The 15,957-nt window shown below is 59.4% G+C and carries 21 protein-coding genes; 5 read left to right on the top strand and 16 right to left on the bottom strand.

Annotation, left to right across the window (positions count from 1 at the left end; translation table 11 throughout):
- Nucleotides 1-103: 103 nt before the first annotated feature.
- Both AC07OK_RS17025 and AC07OK_RS17030 read right to left on the bottom strand, forming a co-directional pair.
- Nucleotides 104-1,105 carry a sulfate ABC transporter substrate-binding protein gene (locus tag AC07OK_RS17025; protein WP_494691422.1) on the bottom strand — a complete coding sequence of 334 codons (1,002 nt, stop codon included), beginning with the start codon at nt 1,103-1,105 and terminating at the stop codon, nt 104-106.
- Nucleotides 1,106-1,203: 98 nt separating this feature from the next.
- Nucleotides 1,204-1,587, bottom strand: coding sequence for a diacylglycerol kinase (locus tag AC07OK_RS17030; RefSeq protein WP_494691423.1), 384 nt, complete (start codon nt 1,585-1,587; stop codon nt 1,204-1,206).
- A gap of 103 nt (nt 1,588-1,690) precedes the next feature.
- On the opposite strand from AC07OK_RS17030, the gene AC07OK_RS17035 reads away from it, so the two are divergent.
- Entirely contained in the window at nt 1,691-2,470 is a 780-nt protein-coding gene (locus tag AC07OK_RS17035; protein WP_494691424.1) for an IclR family transcriptional regulator, read from the top strand.
- Here AC07OK_RS17035 and pbpG read toward each other — a convergent pair.
- The 3 genes from pbpG to AC07OK_RS17050 form a co-directional block, all read right to left on the bottom strand.
- Complete coding sequence (gene pbpG / locus AC07OK_RS17040; protein WP_494691425.1) at nt 2,452-3,531, bottom strand: D-alanyl-D-alanine endopeptidase; 1,080 nt, start codon at nt 3,529-3,531, stop codon at nt 2,452-2,454. The two genes, AC07OK_RS17035 and pbpG, sit on opposite strands and share 19 nt — an antisense overlap.
- Before the next feature lie 148 nt (nt 3,532-3,679).
- Nucleotides 3,680-4,375, bottom strand: coding sequence for a nitroreductase (locus AC07OK_RS17045; RefSeq protein ID WP_494691426.1), 696 nt, complete (start codon nt 4,373-4,375; stop codon nt 3,680-3,682).
- Nucleotides 4,376-4,385: 10 nt separating this feature from the next.
- The gene (locus tag AC07OK_RS17050) at nt 4,386-5,294 is read right to left on the bottom strand and encodes a DMT family transporter (protein ID WP_494691427.1); all 909 of its coding nucleotides are present in this window, start codon (nt 5,292-5,294) and stop codon (nt 4,386-4,388) included.
- Nucleotides 5,295-5,638: 344 nt separating this feature from the next.
- Here AC07OK_RS17050 and AC07OK_RS17055 point away from each other — a divergent pair, with 344 nt between their 5' ends.
- Nucleotides 5,639-6,199, top strand: coding sequence for a phasin family protein (locus tag AC07OK_RS17055; RefSeq protein ID WP_020701528.1), 561 nt, complete (start codon nt 5,639-5,641; stop codon nt 6,197-6,199).
- A gap of 65 nt (nt 6,200-6,264) precedes the next feature.
- Here AC07OK_RS17055 and AC07OK_RS17060 read toward each other — a convergent pair whose 3' ends face one another.
- The 7 genes from AC07OK_RS17060 to AC07OK_RS17090 form a co-directional block, all read right to left on the bottom strand.
- Nucleotides 6,265-6,492: a type II toxin-antitoxin system MqsA family antitoxin gene (locus tag AC07OK_RS17060; RefSeq protein ID WP_494691428.1), complete on the bottom strand. Its 228-nt coding sequence runs from the start codon at nt 6,490-6,492 to the stop codon at nt 6,265-6,267.
- Nucleotides 6,493-6,662: 170 nt separating this feature from the next.
- On the bottom strand, nt 6,663-7,385 hold the full coding sequence (locus AC07OK_RS17065) for an ABC transporter ATP-binding protein (protein WP_494691429.1): 723 nt from the start codon (nt 7,383-7,385) through the stop codon (nt 6,663-6,665).
- Entirely contained in the window at nt 7,385-8,155 is a 771-nt protein-coding gene (locus AC07OK_RS17070) for an ABC transporter ATP-binding protein (RefSeq protein WP_008451482.1), read from the bottom strand. The genes AC07OK_RS17065 and AC07OK_RS17070 overlap by 1 nt, the downstream gene beginning before the upstream one ends.
- Nucleotides 8,156-8,166: 11 nt before the next feature.
- Nucleotides 8,167-9,384 (bottom strand): ABC transporter permease subunit, encoded by a 1,218-nt coding sequence (locus tag AC07OK_RS17075; protein ID WP_494691430.1) that lies wholly within the window; start codon nt 9,382-9,384, stop codon nt 8,167-8,169.
- 15 nt (nt 9,385-9,399) lie between these two features.
- Complete coding sequence (locus tag AC07OK_RS17080) at nt 9,400-10,329, bottom strand: branched-chain amino acid ABC transporter permease (protein ID WP_116990484.1); 930 nt, start codon at nt 10,327-10,329, stop codon at nt 9,400-9,402.
- 287 nt (nt 10,330-10,616) lie between these two features.
- A complete protein-coding gene (ispH, locus tag AC07OK_RS17085) occupies nt 10,617-11,579 on the bottom strand; it encodes a 4-hydroxy-3-methylbut-2-enyl diphosphate reductase (RefSeq protein WP_494691431.1) in 963 nt (320 codons plus the stop codon).
- A 7-nt stretch (nt 11,580-11,586) separates the two neighbouring features.
- A complete protein-coding gene (locus tag AC07OK_RS17090; RefSeq protein WP_026334141.1) occupies nt 11,587-12,042 on the bottom strand; it encodes an FKBP-type peptidyl-prolyl cis-trans isomerase in 456 nt (151 codons plus the stop codon).
- 90 nt (nt 12,043-12,132) lie between these two features.
- Between AC07OK_RS17090 and radC the strand changes: the two genes are divergently transcribed.
- The 3 genes from radC (at nt 12,133) to rpmG (ending at nt 13,385) form a co-directional block, all read left to right on the top strand.
- Nucleotides 12,133-12,807, top strand: coding sequence for a RadC family protein (gene radC, locus AC07OK_RS17095; RefSeq protein ID WP_494691432.1), 675 nt, complete (start codon nt 12,133-12,135; stop codon nt 12,805-12,807).
- A gap of 161 nt (nt 12,808-12,968) precedes the next feature.
- Complete coding sequence (gene rpmB, locus AC07OK_RS17100; RefSeq protein WP_008451488.1) at nt 12,969-13,205, top strand: 50S ribosomal protein L28; 237 nt, start codon at nt 12,969-12,971, stop codon at nt 13,203-13,205.
- 12 nt (nt 13,206-13,217) lie between these two features.
- Complete coding sequence (gene rpmG, locus AC07OK_RS17105) at nt 13,218-13,385, top strand: 50S ribosomal protein L33 (RefSeq protein ID WP_008451489.1); 168 nt, start codon at nt 13,218-13,220, stop codon at nt 13,383-13,385.
- A 57-nt stretch (nt 13,386-13,442) separates the two neighbouring features.
- On the opposite strand, the gene AC07OK_RS17110 is transcribed toward rpmG, so the two are convergent.
- The 4 genes from AC07OK_RS17110 to AC07OK_RS17125 form a co-directional block, all read right to left on the bottom strand.
- Nucleotides 13,443-13,829, bottom strand: coding sequence for a type II toxin-antitoxin system VapC family toxin (locus AC07OK_RS17110; RefSeq protein WP_494691433.1), 387 nt, complete (start codon nt 13,827-13,829; stop codon nt 13,443-13,445).
- Complete coding sequence (locus AC07OK_RS17115) at nt 13,826-14,068, bottom strand: type II toxin-antitoxin system Phd/YefM family antitoxin (protein ID WP_494691434.1); 243 nt, start codon at nt 14,066-14,068, stop codon at nt 13,826-13,828. Before AC07OK_RS17115 ends, AC07OK_RS17110 begins: the two co-directional genes overlap by 4 nt.
- Nucleotides 14,069-14,163: 95 nt before the next feature.
- Nucleotides 14,164-14,673: a hypothetical protein gene (locus tag AC07OK_RS17120; RefSeq protein ID WP_494691435.1), complete on the bottom strand. Its 510-nt coding sequence runs from the start codon at nt 14,671-14,673 to the stop codon at nt 14,164-14,166.
- 63 nt (nt 14,674-14,736) lie between these two features.
- A complete protein-coding gene (locus AC07OK_RS17125; RefSeq protein ID WP_494691436.1) occupies nt 14,737-15,939 on the bottom strand; it encodes a DesA family fatty acid desaturase in 1,203 nt (400 codons plus the stop codon).
- Nucleotides 15,940-15,957: the final 18 nt, after the last annotated feature.

Here is a 15,957-nt window from a genome sequence, read left to right on the forward strand (position 1 = left end):
CTCCAGATGGGAAAAAGAACACCGGCTTTCAGTCAGCCGCCAGCCTGCTATTCTGCGCCTTTTCTGCTAAAAAATACAATGTTTCGCGACCTTTTGGCGGTGATTACTTGGGCTGGTAGATCTGGTCGAACAGGCCGCCGTCGGCGAAGTGTACCTTCTGCGCCTTGCTCCAGTCGCCGGCCACGTCGGACAGCTTAAACAGTTTCACGCTCGGGAATTGGGCGGCGTATTTCTTCGCCTCTTTTTCCACGGCCGGACGGTAGTAGTTCTTGGCGATGATGTCCTGCGCCTCATCGGTGTACAGGAAGTTCAGGTAAGCCTCGGCCACCTTGCGGGTGCCGCGCTTGTCGACCACCTTGTCGACCACGGCCACCGGCGGCTCGGCCAGGATGGACACCGACGGCGCGACGATGTCGAACTTGGTCGGCCCCAGTTCCTTGATCGCCAGCAGCGCTTCGTTTTCCCAGGCGATCAGCACGTCGCCGATGCCGCGTTCGACGAAGGTGGTGGTGGCGCCGCGCGCGCCGGAATCGAGCACCGGCACGTTCTTGTACAGCTTGCTCAGGAAGTCCTTGGCCGACGCTTCGCTGCCGCCGGGCTGGCGCAGCGCATAGCCGTAGGCGGCCAGGTGGCTCCAGCGGGCGCCGCCGGAGGTTTTCGGATTCGGCGTGATGACGGCGATGCCAGGCTTGACCAGGTCGTTCCAGTCCTTGATGCCTTTAGGGTTGCCCTTGCGTACCAGGAACACGATGGTCGAGGTGTACGGCGTGCTGTTGTGCGGCAGTTTTTTCTGCCAGTCCGGCGACAGCAGCTTGTGCTCGGCGATGGCGTCGATGTCGTAGGCCAGCGCCAGCGAGACCACGTCCGCCTCCAGGCCGTCGATCACCGCGCGGCCCTGCTTGCCGGAGCCGCCATGCGATTGTTTGATTTTCAGCACGTCGCCGGTCTTGGCTTTCCAGGCCTTGGCGAAAGCCGTGTTGACGTCCTGGTACAGTTCACGGGTCGGGTCGTAAGACACGTTCAACAAAGAAATCTCGGCGGCCAGGGCTGGCGCGGCGGCGGATACGGCAAGAATGGCAGCAGCAATAATTTTTTTGGACAGCATCTGATTCCCCTTGTAGTGTAGGTCTCCAGATTACGGCTGTCCTTTATATTTGAGAACTAAGCTTTTAGCGTTTCCTTATGCCGAAACTTTATATACGCTCAATAGAAACGGTTGAACAGCACCACGCCCCAGGCACCCGCCGCCAGCAAACACGTCAGCAACACGGCGGCGCTACCGAAATCCTTGGCGTTCTTGGACAGCGGATGACGCTCCAGCGACACCCGGTCGACCACGGCTTCGATGGAGGAATTGATCAGTTCCACGATCAATATCAACATCAGCACGCCGATCAGCATCAATTTCTCGAACGCCGAGATGCGCAGCACCAGCGCGACGATGGTGCCCACAGCGAACAGGCTCACTTCCTGGCGGAAGGCGTGCTCATGCTTCCAGGCCGACTTGAAGCCGTCGATGGAGTATAAAAAGGCCGAAAAGATACGTTTCAGGCCGCTCTTGCTCTTGAATTCGCTCACTGGTTCCATGAATAAGCCGCAAATGGTGAATGTATCATTATGCATCAATTCCTATTTTTTTCACATTATGGTATAAAGTAGCTATCGCATACTGCACCGCACCAACCACATCATGAAAATCGAAACCGTTCCAGAGCAAAAGACCACTATCCAGGTGATCGAGCGCATGGTGGCGCTACTCGATGCGCTCGCCAAATATCCCGACCCTGTGAGCCTGAAGGAATTGTCCAAGGTTTCCGGGCTACACCCTTCGACCGCGCACCGGATTCTGAACGATATGGTGCTGACGCGCTTTGTCGACCGTATCGAGCCGGGCACCTACCGGCTCGGCATGCGGCTGCTGGAACTGGGCAATGTTGTAAAGAGCCGACTGTCGGTGCGCGAGGCCGCGCTGGATTTCATGCGTGCACTGCACAAGAAAACCCAGCAGACCATCAACCTGTCGGTGCGCCAGGGCGACGAGATCGTCTACATCGACCGCGCCTTCTCGGAACGCTCGGGCATGCAGGTGGTGCGCGCCATCGGCGGCCGCGGCCCGCTGCACCTGACCTCGACCGGCAAGCTGTTCCTGTCGGTGGACGAGCCGAAAGCCATCCGCGCCTACGCCACGCGTACCGGGCTGGCCGGCCACAACAAGAATTCGATCACGGATCTGGCCAAGCTGGAGCGCGAGCTGAGCCTGGTGAAGTCACGCGGCTACGCGCGCGACAATGAAGAGCTGGAGCTGGGGGTGCGTTGCATGGCCGCCGGCATCCACGACGACAGCGGCAAGCTGATTGCCGGGCTGTCGATCTCGGCGCCGGCCGACCGTTTGCAGGATGAATGGGTGGAAGACCTGATCATGACCGCCAACCAGATCTCCGCCACGCTGGGTTACATTCCGGTCGAATAAGTCGACGGTGAACTGAGCGGCGCGCTGAGGGCGGCCGGCTTCAGCGCCTCCAGCCACTTGCGCATGCGGCCGGCGTCGGCGATACGCGACTGCTTGCCCTTGGAATCGAGAAACACCATGATGACCGAGCGGCCTTCGATGACCGCCTGCATCATCAGGCAGCGCCCGGCTTCGTTGATGAAGCCGGTTTTCTGCAAGCCAATCGCCCAGTCCGGATTGGCCACCAGATGGTTGGTGGTGCCGAACTGCATAGGACGGCCATTGGTTTCGACCATGGCCTTGGCGTCGGTCGAGTACTGGCGCAGGATGGGCTGCTGATACGCGGCCATCGCCAGCTTGGCCAGGTCGCGCGCGCTGGCCACATTCATTTTCGACAGCCCGCTGGAATCGACGTAGTGCGTATCGACCATGCCCAGCTCGCGCGCCTTGGCGTTCATCGCTTCGACAAACGCAGGCTTGCCACCCGGATAATTACGGCCCAGGGCCGACGACGCCCGGTTTTCCGAACTCATCAGCGCGATGTGCAGCATGTCGGCGCGGCTCAGCTGGGTGCCCACCTTCAGGCGCGAGCTGCTGAATTTTTCGCGGTCGACGTCCTCGTCGGTGATGCTCAGGATCTCGTCCATGTTCTGCTTGGCTTCGACCACGACCAGGCCGGTCATCATCTTGGTGATCGAGGCGATCGGCAGGGCGACATTGGAATTCTTTTCAAACAGCACTTCGGAATTGGCCTGGTCCAACACCAGCGCCACGTTCGATTTCAGGTCCAGCGGATCGTGCGTCATGTTCAGGCCGGCCAGGTCGCCCATGGTCGGTACGGCAGGCGCGGCCACGATCATGCGCTGGTACACCACTTTGCGGCGGCCATGGACCTTGATCACGCGTTTGACCACGCGTTCGCCAGGCTCGGCGGCGGCCACGCGCACCGGTCCACGGGCCTTGACCTTCTTCACATGGTGTTTTTTCGATCCGGCGCCATCGGCAGCCTGGGCTGCTGTTGCGGTGAGCGCCGTGGAGGCGAACATCAGCGAAATGAGCGCACTTAAGGCTAGTTTATACATTCATATCCCCGATAAAAACGGTGTGGAGAAAGCGAAAGACCTGTTGCAGTGTAGCAAAACTGTGGGCAATCGCAAGCAAATTTAACATTGAGCGCATCGATGGTTGTGTCGACACAATATGGCGCCGTAGGTTTTAAACAAGCTAGCTCTAACCAACAAATTTAACAAATTCCTCAAGCGGCATACGGTCCGTGATCAAGGTATTTTCAACTTTCGAACTATCGGCGTAACCGAGCGCCATGCCGCACACCACGGTTTCATTGTCCGGTAGGCCCAACTGGCTGCCGATGATTTTATGATACTGGGTAAAAGCCGCTTGCGGGCAAGTATCGAGGCCCCGCGCACGCGCCGCCACCATGATGTTCTGCAGGAACATGCCGTAGTCCAGCCACGAGCCCTGCTCCATGACGCGGTCAATGGTAAAGATAAGACCTACCGGAGCGCCAAAAAATTCATAATTGCGGCCGTGTTGTGCCGCCATGCCGGCCTTATTGTCGCGCGTCAAACCCAGTAGCGCATAGAGATCCCAGCCGACCTTGCGGCGGCGCTCGATGAAAGGCGACACCCACTCGCGCGGATAGTAGGCATATTCCTCGCTGTGCTGTTTAGCCTGCTCTGGATCACTATGTGCGGCCAATATCGCCGAAGACAACTGCTGCTTGCGCTCGCCATCGAGCACATACACTTTCCACGGCTGGGTATTGGTGCCGGACGGCGCCCGCGCCGCCACCTGCAAAATCTGCGCGACATCCTCGCGCGCCACGGCCTGCGGCAGGAAGGCGCGGATCGAGCGGCGGCTGGTGATGGCGGCGTCCACCGCTTGCTGGTCGGGAGTTGAAATCATATGCACTCGCTTAGTTGGTTTTCTTGACTACAAAAATCACACCGGTGACCGCCAGCGCCATCCCCGCTATGCCGAGGGCGTTGAAAGCCTCGCCAAACATCAGCCAGGCCATGACGGCGGTGGTCGGCGGCGTCAGGTACATCAGGCTGGTGACCTGGGTGGCGTCGCTGCGGCGTATCAGCGCGAACAACAGGAAGATGGCGCCGATCGACAAGCCCATCACCGACCACAGCAAGGCGCCGACGAAGCGCGGCGTCCACTGCACCGCAGCAAAGTCCGGCGTCAGCCCTTCGAAAATGACCGCCAGCGGCAGCACCAGCGCCAGCGAGGCGGCAAACTGGATCACGGTGCCTGTGCGCAAGTCGAAATGCGGGCAATAGCGTTTTTGATACAGGGTGCCGGCGGTCATCGACAGCAGCGCCAGCACGCACAACAGGATGGCGTCGGTCGACAATCCGGCCAGCTTGATCTTGGCGGCCACCACCAGCCCTACCCCGGCCAGGCCGAAGACCAGGCCCAGCCATTGCAGCGGCCGCACTCTCTCGCCGATCAGCGGCGCGGCGAAGGCGGTCAGGATGGGCTGCATGCCGACAATCAGCGCCGACAGCCCGGCCGGCATGCCCAGCTTGATGGCGCACCAGACGCCGATCAGGTAGCCGGCCTGCACCAGCAGCCCGGCCAAGGCGATCTGCCAGACCTTGCCCTGGGGCCAAGGGGCTTTCAGCAGCAGCACGGCCGGTATCAGGAACAGCAACACGCCCACGAAGCGCATCACCAGGAAGGTCAGCGGCGGCGCATACGGCAGGCCGAACTTGGCGACGATGAAGCCGCTGCTCCACAACAGCACGAAAAACAGCGGCAGCGGCGACAGGAAAGTGGCGTGGTTGACAACTGCGGCGGCGCTCGGGGTGTGGGGCATGGGAAAACCGGAAAACTTACTTGCAACATGAAAGGAAATCGGCGCCGGTTTGCGGCGCCGACTCGACAGGATGCAAGTCTATCACGGCAGGCATTTCGCCACCGGCCATGCCTTGCCAAGCCGCATTTTCCCTATGGAAATACTTTCCTCAAGCTAGATTTCGTTCTTTGGTGCAATGCACAAAAAATCGCTTGACTTAATTTCTGAAGGCCGTAAAATCGGGTTTGTTGCGTTGCACAATTAGTTGTTCGGTCTGAAACGTGGATAGCCTGTTTCTCACCGGCCGTAAGAAACAGCATTACCTAAGCAGTACTTAATCAATGACTACTTTCCTGGAGATTCAAATGTTTTCTATCCCTGAGCAATTTTCCAATGCGACCAAAGCCAACTTTGAAGCTCAATTCGCGATCTTCTCGGCCCTGACCAACAAGGCTTTCGAAGGCGTGGAGAAGTTTGTTGATCTGAACCTGACCGCTGCCAAGGCATCGCTGGAAGAGTCGTCGATCACCACCAAGCAACTGCTGTCGGCTAAAGATCCACAAGAATTCTTCTCGCTGGCTTCGGCACAAGCCCAGCCTAACGCAGAAAAAACCATCGCTTACGGCCGTCACTTGGCGACCATCGCTTCGAGCACCGGCGCTGAATTCAGCAAAGCTGCTGAAACCCAGATCGCTGAAACCAACCGTAAAGTGATCTCGCTGGTGGAAGAAGTCAGCAAGAACGCCCCAGCTGGTTCGGAAAACGCTGTTGCGATCCTGAAATCGGCCATCGGCAACGCCAACGCCGGCTACGAGCAGTTCGCCAAGACCGCCAAGCAAGCTGTTGAGTCGATCGAATCGAACATGACTTCGGCCGTGAACCAGTTCACCGCTGCTGCTGCCAAGGCCGCTCCAGCCAAGAAGTAATCCAGGCATTCCGGCGCGGTAGGGCGCCGGTTCCTGCAAAAGCCTCGGCCATGGCCGAGGCTTTGTTATTTCAGAATCAGACCACGATCCAAAGACTCATCTACTTGCTGATTGAACGCCAGCATTGCCGAGCTCACACGCGACGACTCTTCCGCATCCAGCACGTTTTCACCGCACGCTGGACAACTATTGCCCTCAACCGCTGTGATCAAGACCGACCGGCCTTTGTACATGTAAGCGATATCGCGAATATCATGCACCAACGCAGCTTCGCCACAGACGGGACATTTCATATCTATAGCTCCTTAAACGACAATTTCATATTAACCCATATGCCAAATTCGACGCGATTCAAACACTACCTTGCCTAGTAGCGCATGAGGACGAATAACCGCATTGGGAATAGTCAGAAGTAAACCAAAAAACCGGAGCAAGCTCCGGTTTTTTGAGCGGCAAAAGTCAATTATTCGCCGAGGTAGGCCGCTTTGACGCGCGGGTCGTCCAGCATGTCCTTGGCGTTGCCGGTCATGGTGATCTGGCCCGAATCCATGACGTAGCCGCGGTGCGCCGCTTGCAACGCCAGCTTGGCGTTCTGCTCCACCAGCAGGATGGTGATGCCCTCTTTCGAGACGTTGCGGATCACTTCGAAGATCTTTTCGACCATGATCGGCGACAGGCCCATCGACGGCTCGTCCAGCAACAGCAGCTCGGGATGCGACATCAGCGCGCGCGCCATCGCCAGCATCTGCTGCTCGCCGCCCGACAGCGTGCCCGCCATCTGCGCCGCGCGCTCCTTCAGGCGCGGGAACACGTCGAACCACTTGGCGATGTCGGCGTCGATGCCAGCCTTGTCGTTGCGGGTGTAGGCGCCCATCATCAGGTTTTCCTGGATCGACATGCGGGTGAACACGCCACGCCCTTCCGGCACCATCGCCAGCCGCTTCTCGACCAGGTGGAAGGACTTGCTGCCCTTCAGCGATACGCCCTTGTAGGACACCGTGCCCTCGACCTTGCAAGGCGGCAGCGTGCCGGTGATGGCTTTCAAGGTGGTGGTCTTGCCGGCGCCGTTGGCGCCGATCAAGGCCACCAGCTCGCCCTTGTTCACTTCCAGATCGATGCCTTTGACGGCCTTGATGCCGCCGTACGCGACTTTCAGTCCCGATACTTTAAGAACGTTGTCGCCCATTAGTGCGATCCTCCCAGGTAGGCGTCGATAACCGCCTGATTGCTTTGTATTTCCGCCGGCAGACCTTCGGCGATCGGCTTGCCGTATTCCAGCACCATCAGCCGGTCGCACAAGCCCATCATCATCTTGACGTCGTGCTCGATCAGCAGCACGGTCTTGCCTTCGTTCTTGATCTTGACCAGCAACTCGCGCAACGCCAGCTTCTCGGTGGCGTTCATGCCGGCCGCCGGTTCATCCAGCGCCAGCAGTTGCGGATCGGTGGCCAGGGCGCGGGCGATTTCCAGGCGGCGCTGATCGCCGTAGGACAGGAACTTCGACGTGCGGCTGGCGAACTGGCCGATGCCGACGAAATCCAGCAATTCCTGCGCGCGCTTGCGGATCGACGCTTCCTCCTCGCGCGCCGCCTTGTGGCGGAACACGGCGCCGAACACGCCCTGGTGCGAGCGCACGTGGCGCCCGACCATGACATTTTCCAGCGCGGTCATCTCGCCGAACAGGCGGATGTTCTGGAAGGTACGGGCGATACCGGCCTTGGCCACCGCATGCGGCGCCGACGGCGAATACGGCTTGCCGGCCAGCTCGAAGGTGCCGGTGTCCGGCTGGTACAGGCCGGTGATGACGTTGAAGAAGGTGGTCTTGCCGGCGCCGTTGGGGCCGATCAGGCCGTAGATCTGGCCCTTCATGATCTTGATGCCGACATCGGTCAGCGCCTGCAAGCCACCGAAGCGCTTGTTGACGCCGGCGATGTTCAGAATAACTTGTTCGCTCATTTCTGTTTTCCTCAGGCCGCCACGGTGCCGGACGATTGATCTTTGGTGTCGGAGTCGCCATCGGGACGGTCTTCATGCTTGGGCGCCGGCCACAAACCCGCCGGACGGTTCAGCATGATCAGCACCATCGCCAGGCCGTACAACAGCTGGCGCAGCACTTCCGCTTCGATCAGCACGTGGCCGAACAGTTTTTCCTGCAGTGGCTCGACCACATGGCGCAGCACTTCCGGCAAGGCCGCCAGCAGCGCGCCGCCCATGATGACGCCAGGGATGTGGCCGATACCGCCCAGCACCACCATCGCCAGCACCGCGATCGACTCGGTCAGCGAGAACGATTCCGGCGACACAAAGCCCTGGAACGAGGCGAACATGGCGCCGGCGACGCCGCCGAACGAGGCACCCATCGTGAACGCCAGCAGCTTGACGTTGCGGGTGTTGATGCCCATCGCCTTGGCGGCGATCTCGTCCTCGCGGATCGCGACCCAGGCGCGGCCCAGGCGCGAGTGCTGCAGGCGCGAGGTGACGAACACCACGGCGATGCACAGGAACAGGAACAGGAAGTAGTAGGCGTTCACCGACGGCATGGAGAAGCCGCCGACGACGACGTTGGCGCGCGAGCCCGCCTCCCCCGCCAGGTTGACGCCGAACACGCGGATCGGGTCGATCAGGTTGATGCCCTGGGGACCGTTGGTGAAGTTGATCGGCTCGTTCAGGTTGTTCATGAAGATGCGGATGATCTCGCCGAAACCCAGGGTCACGATGGCCAGGTAGTCGCCGCGCAGCTTCAGGGTCGGCGCGCCCAGCAGCGCGCCGAACAGGCCGGCCAACGCGGCCGCCAGCGGCACGATCAGCCACACCGACAGGTGGATGCCGTTTTGCTGGATGTCCGGCCCCAGGATGGCGACCAGTGTATTGCCGACCGCCGGGTATTCGTTGATCAGCGATTCCAGCAAGGTCGCGAACTGCGGCGACGCCAGCAGGCCGGTCATGTAGGCGCCCACCGCGTAGAAGGCGATGTAGCCCAGGTCCAGCAGGCCGGCGAAGCCGACCACGATGTTCAGGCCCAGCGCCAGCATGATGTACAGCAGCGCCATGTCGATGATGCGGACCCAGGAGTTGCCGAACTGCGAGGCGACGAACGGGAAGATCAGCAAGCCGATCAGGACCACAGCCATGCTGCTGTAGGCCTTGCGCGGGTTGCGGGTGGTGTCGAAATTCAGAATAGCCATGTGTAGTTCCTCAGCTTAGGCACGGTCCGCAACGCGCTCGCCCATGATGCCGGACGGACGCACCGTCAGCACAATGATCAGCACGACGAAGGCAAAGATGTCCTGGTAGTGGCTGCCGAGGAAGCCGCCGGTCAGGTCGCCGATGTAGCCGGCGCCCAGGCTCTCGATAATGCCGAGCACGATACCGCCTATCATCGCGCCGTAGATGTTGCCGATGCCGCCCAGCACCGCGGCCGAGAAGGCTTTCAGGCCGGGCACGAAGCCCATCGCGAACTGGATCGACGCGTAGTTGGCGCCCCACATCACGCCGGCCACGGCGGCCAGCCCCGCGCCCAGCGCGAAGGTGGCGACGATGACCTTGTTGGAATCGACGCCCATCAGGCCGGCGACCCGGGGATTCTCCGCCGTGGCGCGCATGGCGCGGCCCATCTTGGTTTTTTCCACCAGCAGCACCAGGCCCGTCATCGACAGCGCCGCCAGCACCAGCAGCAGGATCTGTGTCTGCGAGATCAGCGCGCCGCCAACCGTGATCGGTTCCGACGACAGCAGTTGCGGGAAGGCCAGCGGGTTGCGGGTCCAGATCATCATGGCGATGGTTTGCAGCAGGATGGACACGCCGATGGCGGTGATCAGCGGCGCCAGCCGCGGCGCGTTGCGCAGGCGACGGTAGGCGACGCGCTCGATCAGGATGTTGACGACGATGCAAACCGGAATGGCGCCGCCGATGGCGATCGCCAGCTTGACGTAGCCAGGCAGGTCCGGTGCGTATTCGTTCAGGTATTTGAGGATGGTCAGGCCGGTCATCGCACCGATCATCAGCACGTCGCCATGGGCGAAGTTGATCAGGTTCAGCACGCCGTACACCATGGTGTAGCCCAGCGCCACCAGTGCGTACATGCTGCCGAGCACCAGTCCGTTAATAATTTGTTGGATAAATGTATCCATGAAGAGTGCCTTTACTTTTTGTGTTATGCCTGCACAGCGGTTCATCTAACAAAAACGGCACCCGGAGTAGGTCTCCGTAGTGCCGCCGTTGACTACACGTTCATGATGCAAATTTCATGCCTGAACCAGTAGCGTCTCCCTGCGAGCCGCGCCCTCCGCCGTTCCTTCGTTTATAAGCCTAAACGACAACTTTTTGAGAGCGAGGCAATGATAGCGAGATTCTGGAAAAACTAACTGCGGAATAACGGAAAGATGCAAAATTTAATTCCGTTTCATCCCGAAACTTGTTAAACCACGCCCTCCGCTGGTGCAGCTTTCTGTCCATCCAGGCCTTTGGGCAGCGGGAAAGTGACCGATTCTTCCACACCGTCCAGCGTACGCACGCTGCGCGCGCCCAATTCCTTCAGGCGGTCGATGACCGCTTGCACCAGCACTTCGGGCGCCGACGCACCAGCGGTGACACCCACGCGCAACTTGCCTTCCAGCCAGAGCGGATCGATCTGCGTGGCGTTGTCGACCATGTAGGCCGGCGTGCCCTTCTTCTCCGCCACTTCGCGCAGGCGGTTGGAATTGGAGCTGTTCGGACTGCCGACCACGATCACCACCTCCACTTGCGGCGCCATGAATTTCACGGCTTCCTGGCGGTTGGTGGTGGCGTAGCAGATGTCGCCCTTTTTCGGCTCGATAATCGCCGGATACTTGCGCTTCAGCGCTTCAATGATGTCGGCAGTGTCGTCTACCGACAACGTTGTCTGGGAAACATAGGCCAACTGGTCCGGCTTGGTGACGTTCAGCGTGGCGACGTCGGCCACGGTTTCGACCAGGTACATGCCCTCTTCGGTCTGGCCCATCGTGCCTTCGACTTCCGGATGGCCGTCGTGGCCGATCATGATGATTTCGCAACCCTGCTTGCGCATCTTGGCCACTTCCACGTGCACCTTGGTGACCAGCGGGCAAGTCGCGTCAAAGATGCTGAGGCCGCGCGATTCCGCTTCCGCCCGCACCGCCTTGGACACGCCGTGCGCCGAGAACACCAGCGTGTTGCCGGCCGGGACGTCGTCCAGGTCTTCGATGAAGATGGCGCCCTTGTTGCGCAGGTCTTCCACCACGTAGGCGTTATGGACGATCTCGTGGCGCACATAGATGGGCGCGCCGAACTGGGTCAGCGCGCGCTCAACGATTTCAATGGCGCGGTCCACGCCGGCGCAAAAGCCGCGCGGCTGGGCCAACAGGATTTCTTTATCGCTCATGAGTTCCTCACAGCACGGAAATAAGTTTGACTTCGAATTTCAGCGGCTGGCCGGCCAGCGGGTGGTTGAAGTCGAACAGACAGGTTTCATCGCCCAGCTCGCGCAGGATGCCGGCGAAGCGGCCGCCGCCAGGAGCTGCGAAGTCGACCAGGTCGCCCACCTTGTAGTCGGCGCCCGGCACCGAGTTGTCGTCCAGCGTGGCGCGGGTGACTTCACGCACCAGTTCCGGGTTGCGCGGGCCAAAGCCGACGCCCGGCTCCAGGTCGAAAGTCTTGTGCGTACCTTCAGGCATGCCGATCAACAACTCTTCCAGCACCGGCGCCAGCTGGCCCTGGCCCAGCATCAAGGTGGCGGGATTTCCGCTGAAGGTTGTAACGATATCAGTACCGTCCAGCGAGGCGAGACGATAATGCAGAGTTAAGTAAGCCGATTTGGTGACAACAGCAGGTTGCGCGTTAGACATGACGTGGGATTCGGTAAGCTGGCAAAGGCTATATTGTAAGCCACCTTGCCTGCCGCGCCTGTCGTCTGTGCTGATTTGCGGAGGATATCGATGACAATTAACGAATGGCCGCTGGAGCGCCGCCCGCGCGAGCGGCTGATACGCGAAGGCGCGGCGGCGCTGACGGACGCCGAATTGCTGGCGGTTTTCCTGCGCACCGGCGTGCCGGGCAAGGACGCGGTGCAGCTGGGGCAGGAAATGTTGCACCATTTCGGCTCGCTGCAAGCCATGTTCGGCGCCAGCCTGAAGGAATTTTCCGCCCTGCGCGGGCTGGGCGCGGCCAAGTTCGCCCAATTGCAGGCGGTGATGGAACTGGCGCGGCGCGCCATCCTGGAGGAAATCAAGGCCGGCAACACACTGAGCTCGCCGCGCGCGGTGAAGGAATACCTGCGCATCACCTTCAGCGGCAAGGACTTCGAATCGTTCCACGTGCTGTTCCTGGATGTGAAGAACCGCCTGATCGACGCCAAGGAAATGTTTCGCGGCACCTTGACGCATACCAGCGTCTACCCGCGCGAGGTGGTCAAGGCGGCGCTGGCCTGCAACGCCGCGAGCATCATGCTGGCCCACAACCACCCGTCCGGCACGCCCGATCCCAGCGAATCGGACCTGCTGCTGACGCGGGCGCTGGTGCAGGCCATGGCGCTGGTGGATATCCGCATCCTCGACCATTTTGTGGTGGCCGGCCACCAAGTGCACTCGTTTGCCGAGCACGGCCAGCTATGAGTTTACCCCTATGGGCTCAAGGGTTTACGAGCGAATTCACAATTGTTAAATATTTTTAGATATTCGAGACACAATTGTTTTTCACAAGTCATTGAAAAAGCTGAGGTTTTTGGATATACTCTTGTTTTTCCAATTGTGGAATGTCTTTTAAGGAGTGCGTTATGGCACGTGTTTGCCAAGTTACTGGGAAGAAGCCGATGGTCGGCAACAATGTTTCCCACGCAAACAACAAAACCAAACGTCGTTTCCTGCCTAACCTGCAGAACCGTCGTATTTTTGTTGAATCTGAAAACCGCTGGGTCTCCCTGCGTCTGTCCAACGCTGGTCTGCGCGTAATCGACAAAGTCGGCATCGATGCCGTACTGGCCGACATGCGCGCCCGTGGCGAAAAAGTCTAATTAGGAGCTACCATGGCAAAAACTGGCCGCGACAAAATCAAACTGGAATCGACCGCAGGTACGGGTTTCTTCTACACCACTACCAAGAACAAGCGCACCACGCCTGCTAAAATGGAGATCATGAAGTTCGATCCTAAAGCACGCAAGCACGTCATGTTCAAAGAAACCAAGATCAAGTAATTCGATCTTCGCTTCTCGCAAAAAAGCCGCTCAGCATCAGCTCGGCGGCTTTTTTATTTATGCCTGATGAATTCGTCCGGGGTAACGGGCCATGATTTTGTCGGCGGTAACCAAGGTCATACCCTCAACCAGAGCTTGGGCGACAAGTATGCGGTCAAATGGATCTCGATGCAGCAGCGGCAGTCGGGCGACGCAAAGCGCATGCGCCCCCTGAATCGGTAATTCCTGATAGTGATGCGTCAATAGACCATTTCGCAAAGTCCGAACATCAATCATATTCGCAGATCTACGGGTGGAATTTTTGATCGCGACTTCCCACAAGCTGGCAACACTAAAAATCAGCTCACTCCCTGCTGAAGACAACAGCGCCACTGTACGAGGCGATAATTTCGCTGGCGAGGCTATCGCCCACAGCAAAATATGCGTATCCAGCAGAAGCTTCACTTTTCACCATAAAAAAGCTTTTCGATCTGTGGATCGAGTGCATCAAAGTCATCAGGAATTGTGAACTGGCCAGCCATAAAACCCAAGCGCGGAAGCTGCTCGGAAATCTCGCAAGGGACAGCCTCGACTTTCACCAACACCCTGCCGGACCGTGTGATGAGAAACGGCTCTCCACGAACAGCCTTGTCTACCAATAAAAACAAGTTTGTTCGCGCATCGTTGATATCAACCACTTTCATTTGGCACTCCAAAGCCAGACCATCATTTCAGTCTAGCCGGGGAGACGACGCCACGCAAATACCACCAACCGATACCTAGAGCAGGATCAACATACCTACAAACAACCTTCGATGTATTGCACTTCCTTCCAGGCGCCGGCGTAGATCGCGCCGACCTTGCCTTTGCTGGTGTCGAAGCGGATCGCGTACTGGCCGCCGCCGGCCTTGACGGTCAGGGTTTGCTCGCTGTCGTCGTAGGCCTGCGGCGCGAAGGTCACCGCCTCGCCGTAGACTTGGCGTATCTTTTCGACCGGGTCGCCCAGGCCGATGCCGCGCTCGGACAGTATGCCCTCCTCCATCACGTCCACCCGCTTCAACACGTCGCCGACAAACATCAGCAGCAAGCCGGGCTGGCGCGCCGGTTCCAGCTGGAAGCAGTTTGGCGAGCCGCGCAATTCCTTCGGCGTGCGTTCCATGTGGTCGCCCAGCACTTTGTTGACGGCGTCGAAGCGCATGCCGATCTTCAGCGGGCCGGCGCCGTCGAAGCGCACGGTCCAGTCGGCGGCGTGCGCGCCGCACAGCGGCAGCGCCAACGCCAACGCCGCCAGGTAAGTTCGCAATGTCATATTGGTCCTTGAAATGAAAAACGGCCCCGAATTTCGGGGCCGTTCAATTGTATCAATACTTTCTTATGCGTAGCTGCGCAGGCGGAGCGAGAAGTCCTGCAGCGACTTGATGCCCGACGCTTCAGCGCGGTTGCACCAGTCTTGCAGCTTGTGCAGCAACTGGTCGCGCGTGAAATGCGAACGCTCCCAGATCACGCCCAGTTCCACGCGCATGGTATGCATGGTTTCCAGCGCCTTGCTGTGCTGGAACAGTTCCACCAGCTGTTGCTGCTGCGGCGCCTCCAGCTTGCCCGGCTCGCGCTGCAACAGCTTGCGCGACGATTTCAGGAAGCGCGCTTCCAGCTGGGCCTTGTCTTTCAGGTGCTCCAGCTCTTCTTTCCAGGCGTGCTTGACCGATTTGGCGTACTTGGCCATCACGTCGTAACGGTTGGCGATGACCGATTGCAGCGTGTCGAAGTCGGCTTCGATTTTGCCTTTGGCGAACTTCGGTTCCGGTGCGCGTTTCTTGACCTTGGCCAAGCCCACCATTTCCAGCGCGCGGATATAGCCCCAGCCGATGTCGAACTCATACCACTTCGACGACAGCTTGGCCGACGTGGCGAAGGTGTGGTGGTTGTTATGCAGCTCTTCGCCGCCGATCAGGATGCCGAACGGGATGATGTTGGTCGCGGCGTCGGAACAATCGTAGTTGCGGTAGCCCCAGTAGTGACCGATGCCGTTAATGATGCCGGCCGCCGTGACGGGGATCCACATCATCTGCACTGCCCACACGCTGATGCCGATCACGCCGAACAGCACGAAGTTGACCACCAGCAGCGCAGCCACACCCTGCCAGCTGAAGCGGGTGTACAGATTGCGTTCGATCCAGTCGTCCGGCGTGCCATGGCCATACTTTTCCATGGTTTCCAGGTTCTTCGACTCGGCGCGATACAGCTCGGCGCCTTCCCAGAATACTTTCTTGATGCCGCGCGTGACCGGGCTGTGCGGATCTTCCTCGGTGTCGCACTTGGCGTGGTGCTTGCGGTGGATCGACGCCCACTCCTTGGTCACCTGGCCGGTCGTCAGCCACAGCCAGAAACGGAAGAAGTGGCTGGGAATGGCGTGCAGCTCCAGCGCGCGGTGCGCCTGGTGGCGGTGCAGGTAGATGGTGACGCTGGCGATGGTGATGTGCGTCACCACCAGCGTATAGAAGAATACTTGCCAGGCGGTGAGTCGGGTGACGCCGTTAGACAAAAAATCCAGTACAGCATTTAAACTAAAAATCATTACTACTCCAAAGTGGGC

The organism is Duganella sp. GW821-FHT07G03 (genome assembly GCF_059418605.1).

Bases quoted from the DNA above. Each gene is read 5' to 3' on its own strand.
- AC07OK_RS17025 (WP_494691422.1), bottom strand. From the start codon at position 1,105: ATGCTGTCCAAAAAAATTATTGCTGCTGCCATTCTTGCCGTATCCGCC.
- AC07OK_RS17030 (WP_494691423.1), bottom strand. From the start codon at position 1,587: ATGGAACCAGTGAGCGAATTCAAGAGCAAGAGCGGCCTGAAACGTATC.
- AC07OK_RS17035 (WP_494691424.1), top strand. From the start codon at position 1,691: ATGAAAATCGAAACCGTTCCAGAGCAAAAGACCACTATCCAGGTGATC.
- pbpG (WP_494691425.1), bottom strand. From the start codon at position 3,531: ATGTATAAACTAGCCTTAAGTGCGCTCATTTCGCTGATGTTCGCCTCC.
- AC07OK_RS17045 (WP_494691426.1), bottom strand. From the start codon at position 4,375: ATGATTTCAACTCCCGACCAGCAAGCGGTGGACGCCGCCATCACCAGC.
- AC07OK_RS17050 (WP_494691427.1), bottom strand. From the start codon at position 5,294: ATGCCCCACACCCCGAGCGCCGCCGCAGTTGTCAACCACGCCACTTTC.
- AC07OK_RS17055 (WP_020701528.1), top strand. From the start codon at position 5,639: ATGTTTTCTATCCCTGAGCAATTTTCCAATGCGACCAAAGCCAACTTT.
- AC07OK_RS17060 (WP_494691428.1), bottom strand. From the start codon at position 6,492: ATGAAATGTCCCGTCTGTGGCGAAGCTGCGTTGGTGCATGATATTCGC.
- AC07OK_RS17065 (WP_494691429.1), bottom strand. From the start codon at position 7,385: ATGGGCGACAACGTTCTTAAAGTATCGGGACTGAAAGTCGCGTACGGC.
- AC07OK_RS17070 (WP_008451482.1), bottom strand. From the start codon at position 8,155: ATGAGCGAACAAGTTATTCTGAACATCGCCGGCGTCAACAAGCGCTTC.
- AC07OK_RS17075 (WP_494691430.1), bottom strand. From the start codon at position 9,384: ATGGCTATTCTGAATTTCGACACCACCCGCAACCCGCGCAAGGCCTAC.
- AC07OK_RS17080 (WP_116990484.1), bottom strand. From the start codon at position 10,329: ATGGATACATTTATCCAACAAATTATTAACGGACTGGTGCTCGGCAGC.
- ispH (WP_494691431.1), bottom strand. From the start codon at position 11,579: ATGAGCGATAAAGAAATCCTGTTGGCCCAGCCGCGCGGCTTTTGCGCC.
- AC07OK_RS17090 (WP_026334141.1), bottom strand. From the start codon at position 12,042: ATGTCTAACGCGCAACCTGCTGTTGTCACCAAATCGGCTTACTTAACT.
- radC (WP_494691432.1), top strand. From the start codon at position 12,133: ATGACAATTAACGAATGGCCGCTGGAGCGCCGCCCGCGCGAGCGGCTG.
- rpmB (WP_008451488.1), top strand. From the start codon at position 12,969: ATGGCACGTGTTTGCCAAGTTACTGGGAAGAAGCCGATGGTCGGCAAC.
- rpmG (WP_008451489.1), top strand. From the start codon at position 13,218: ATGGCAAAAACTGGCCGCGACAAAATCAAACTGGAATCGACCGCAGGT.
- AC07OK_RS17115 (WP_494691434.1), bottom strand. From the start codon at position 14,068: ATGAAAGTGGTTGATATCAACGATGCGCGAACAAACTTGTTTTTATTG.
- AC07OK_RS17120 (WP_494691435.1), bottom strand. From the start codon at position 14,673: ATGACATTGCGAACTTACCTGGCGGCGTTGGCGTTGGCGCTGCCGCTG.
- AC07OK_RS17125 (WP_494691436.1), bottom strand. From the start codon at position 15,939: ATGATTTTTAGTTTAAATGCTGTACTGGATTTTTTGTCTAACGGCGTC.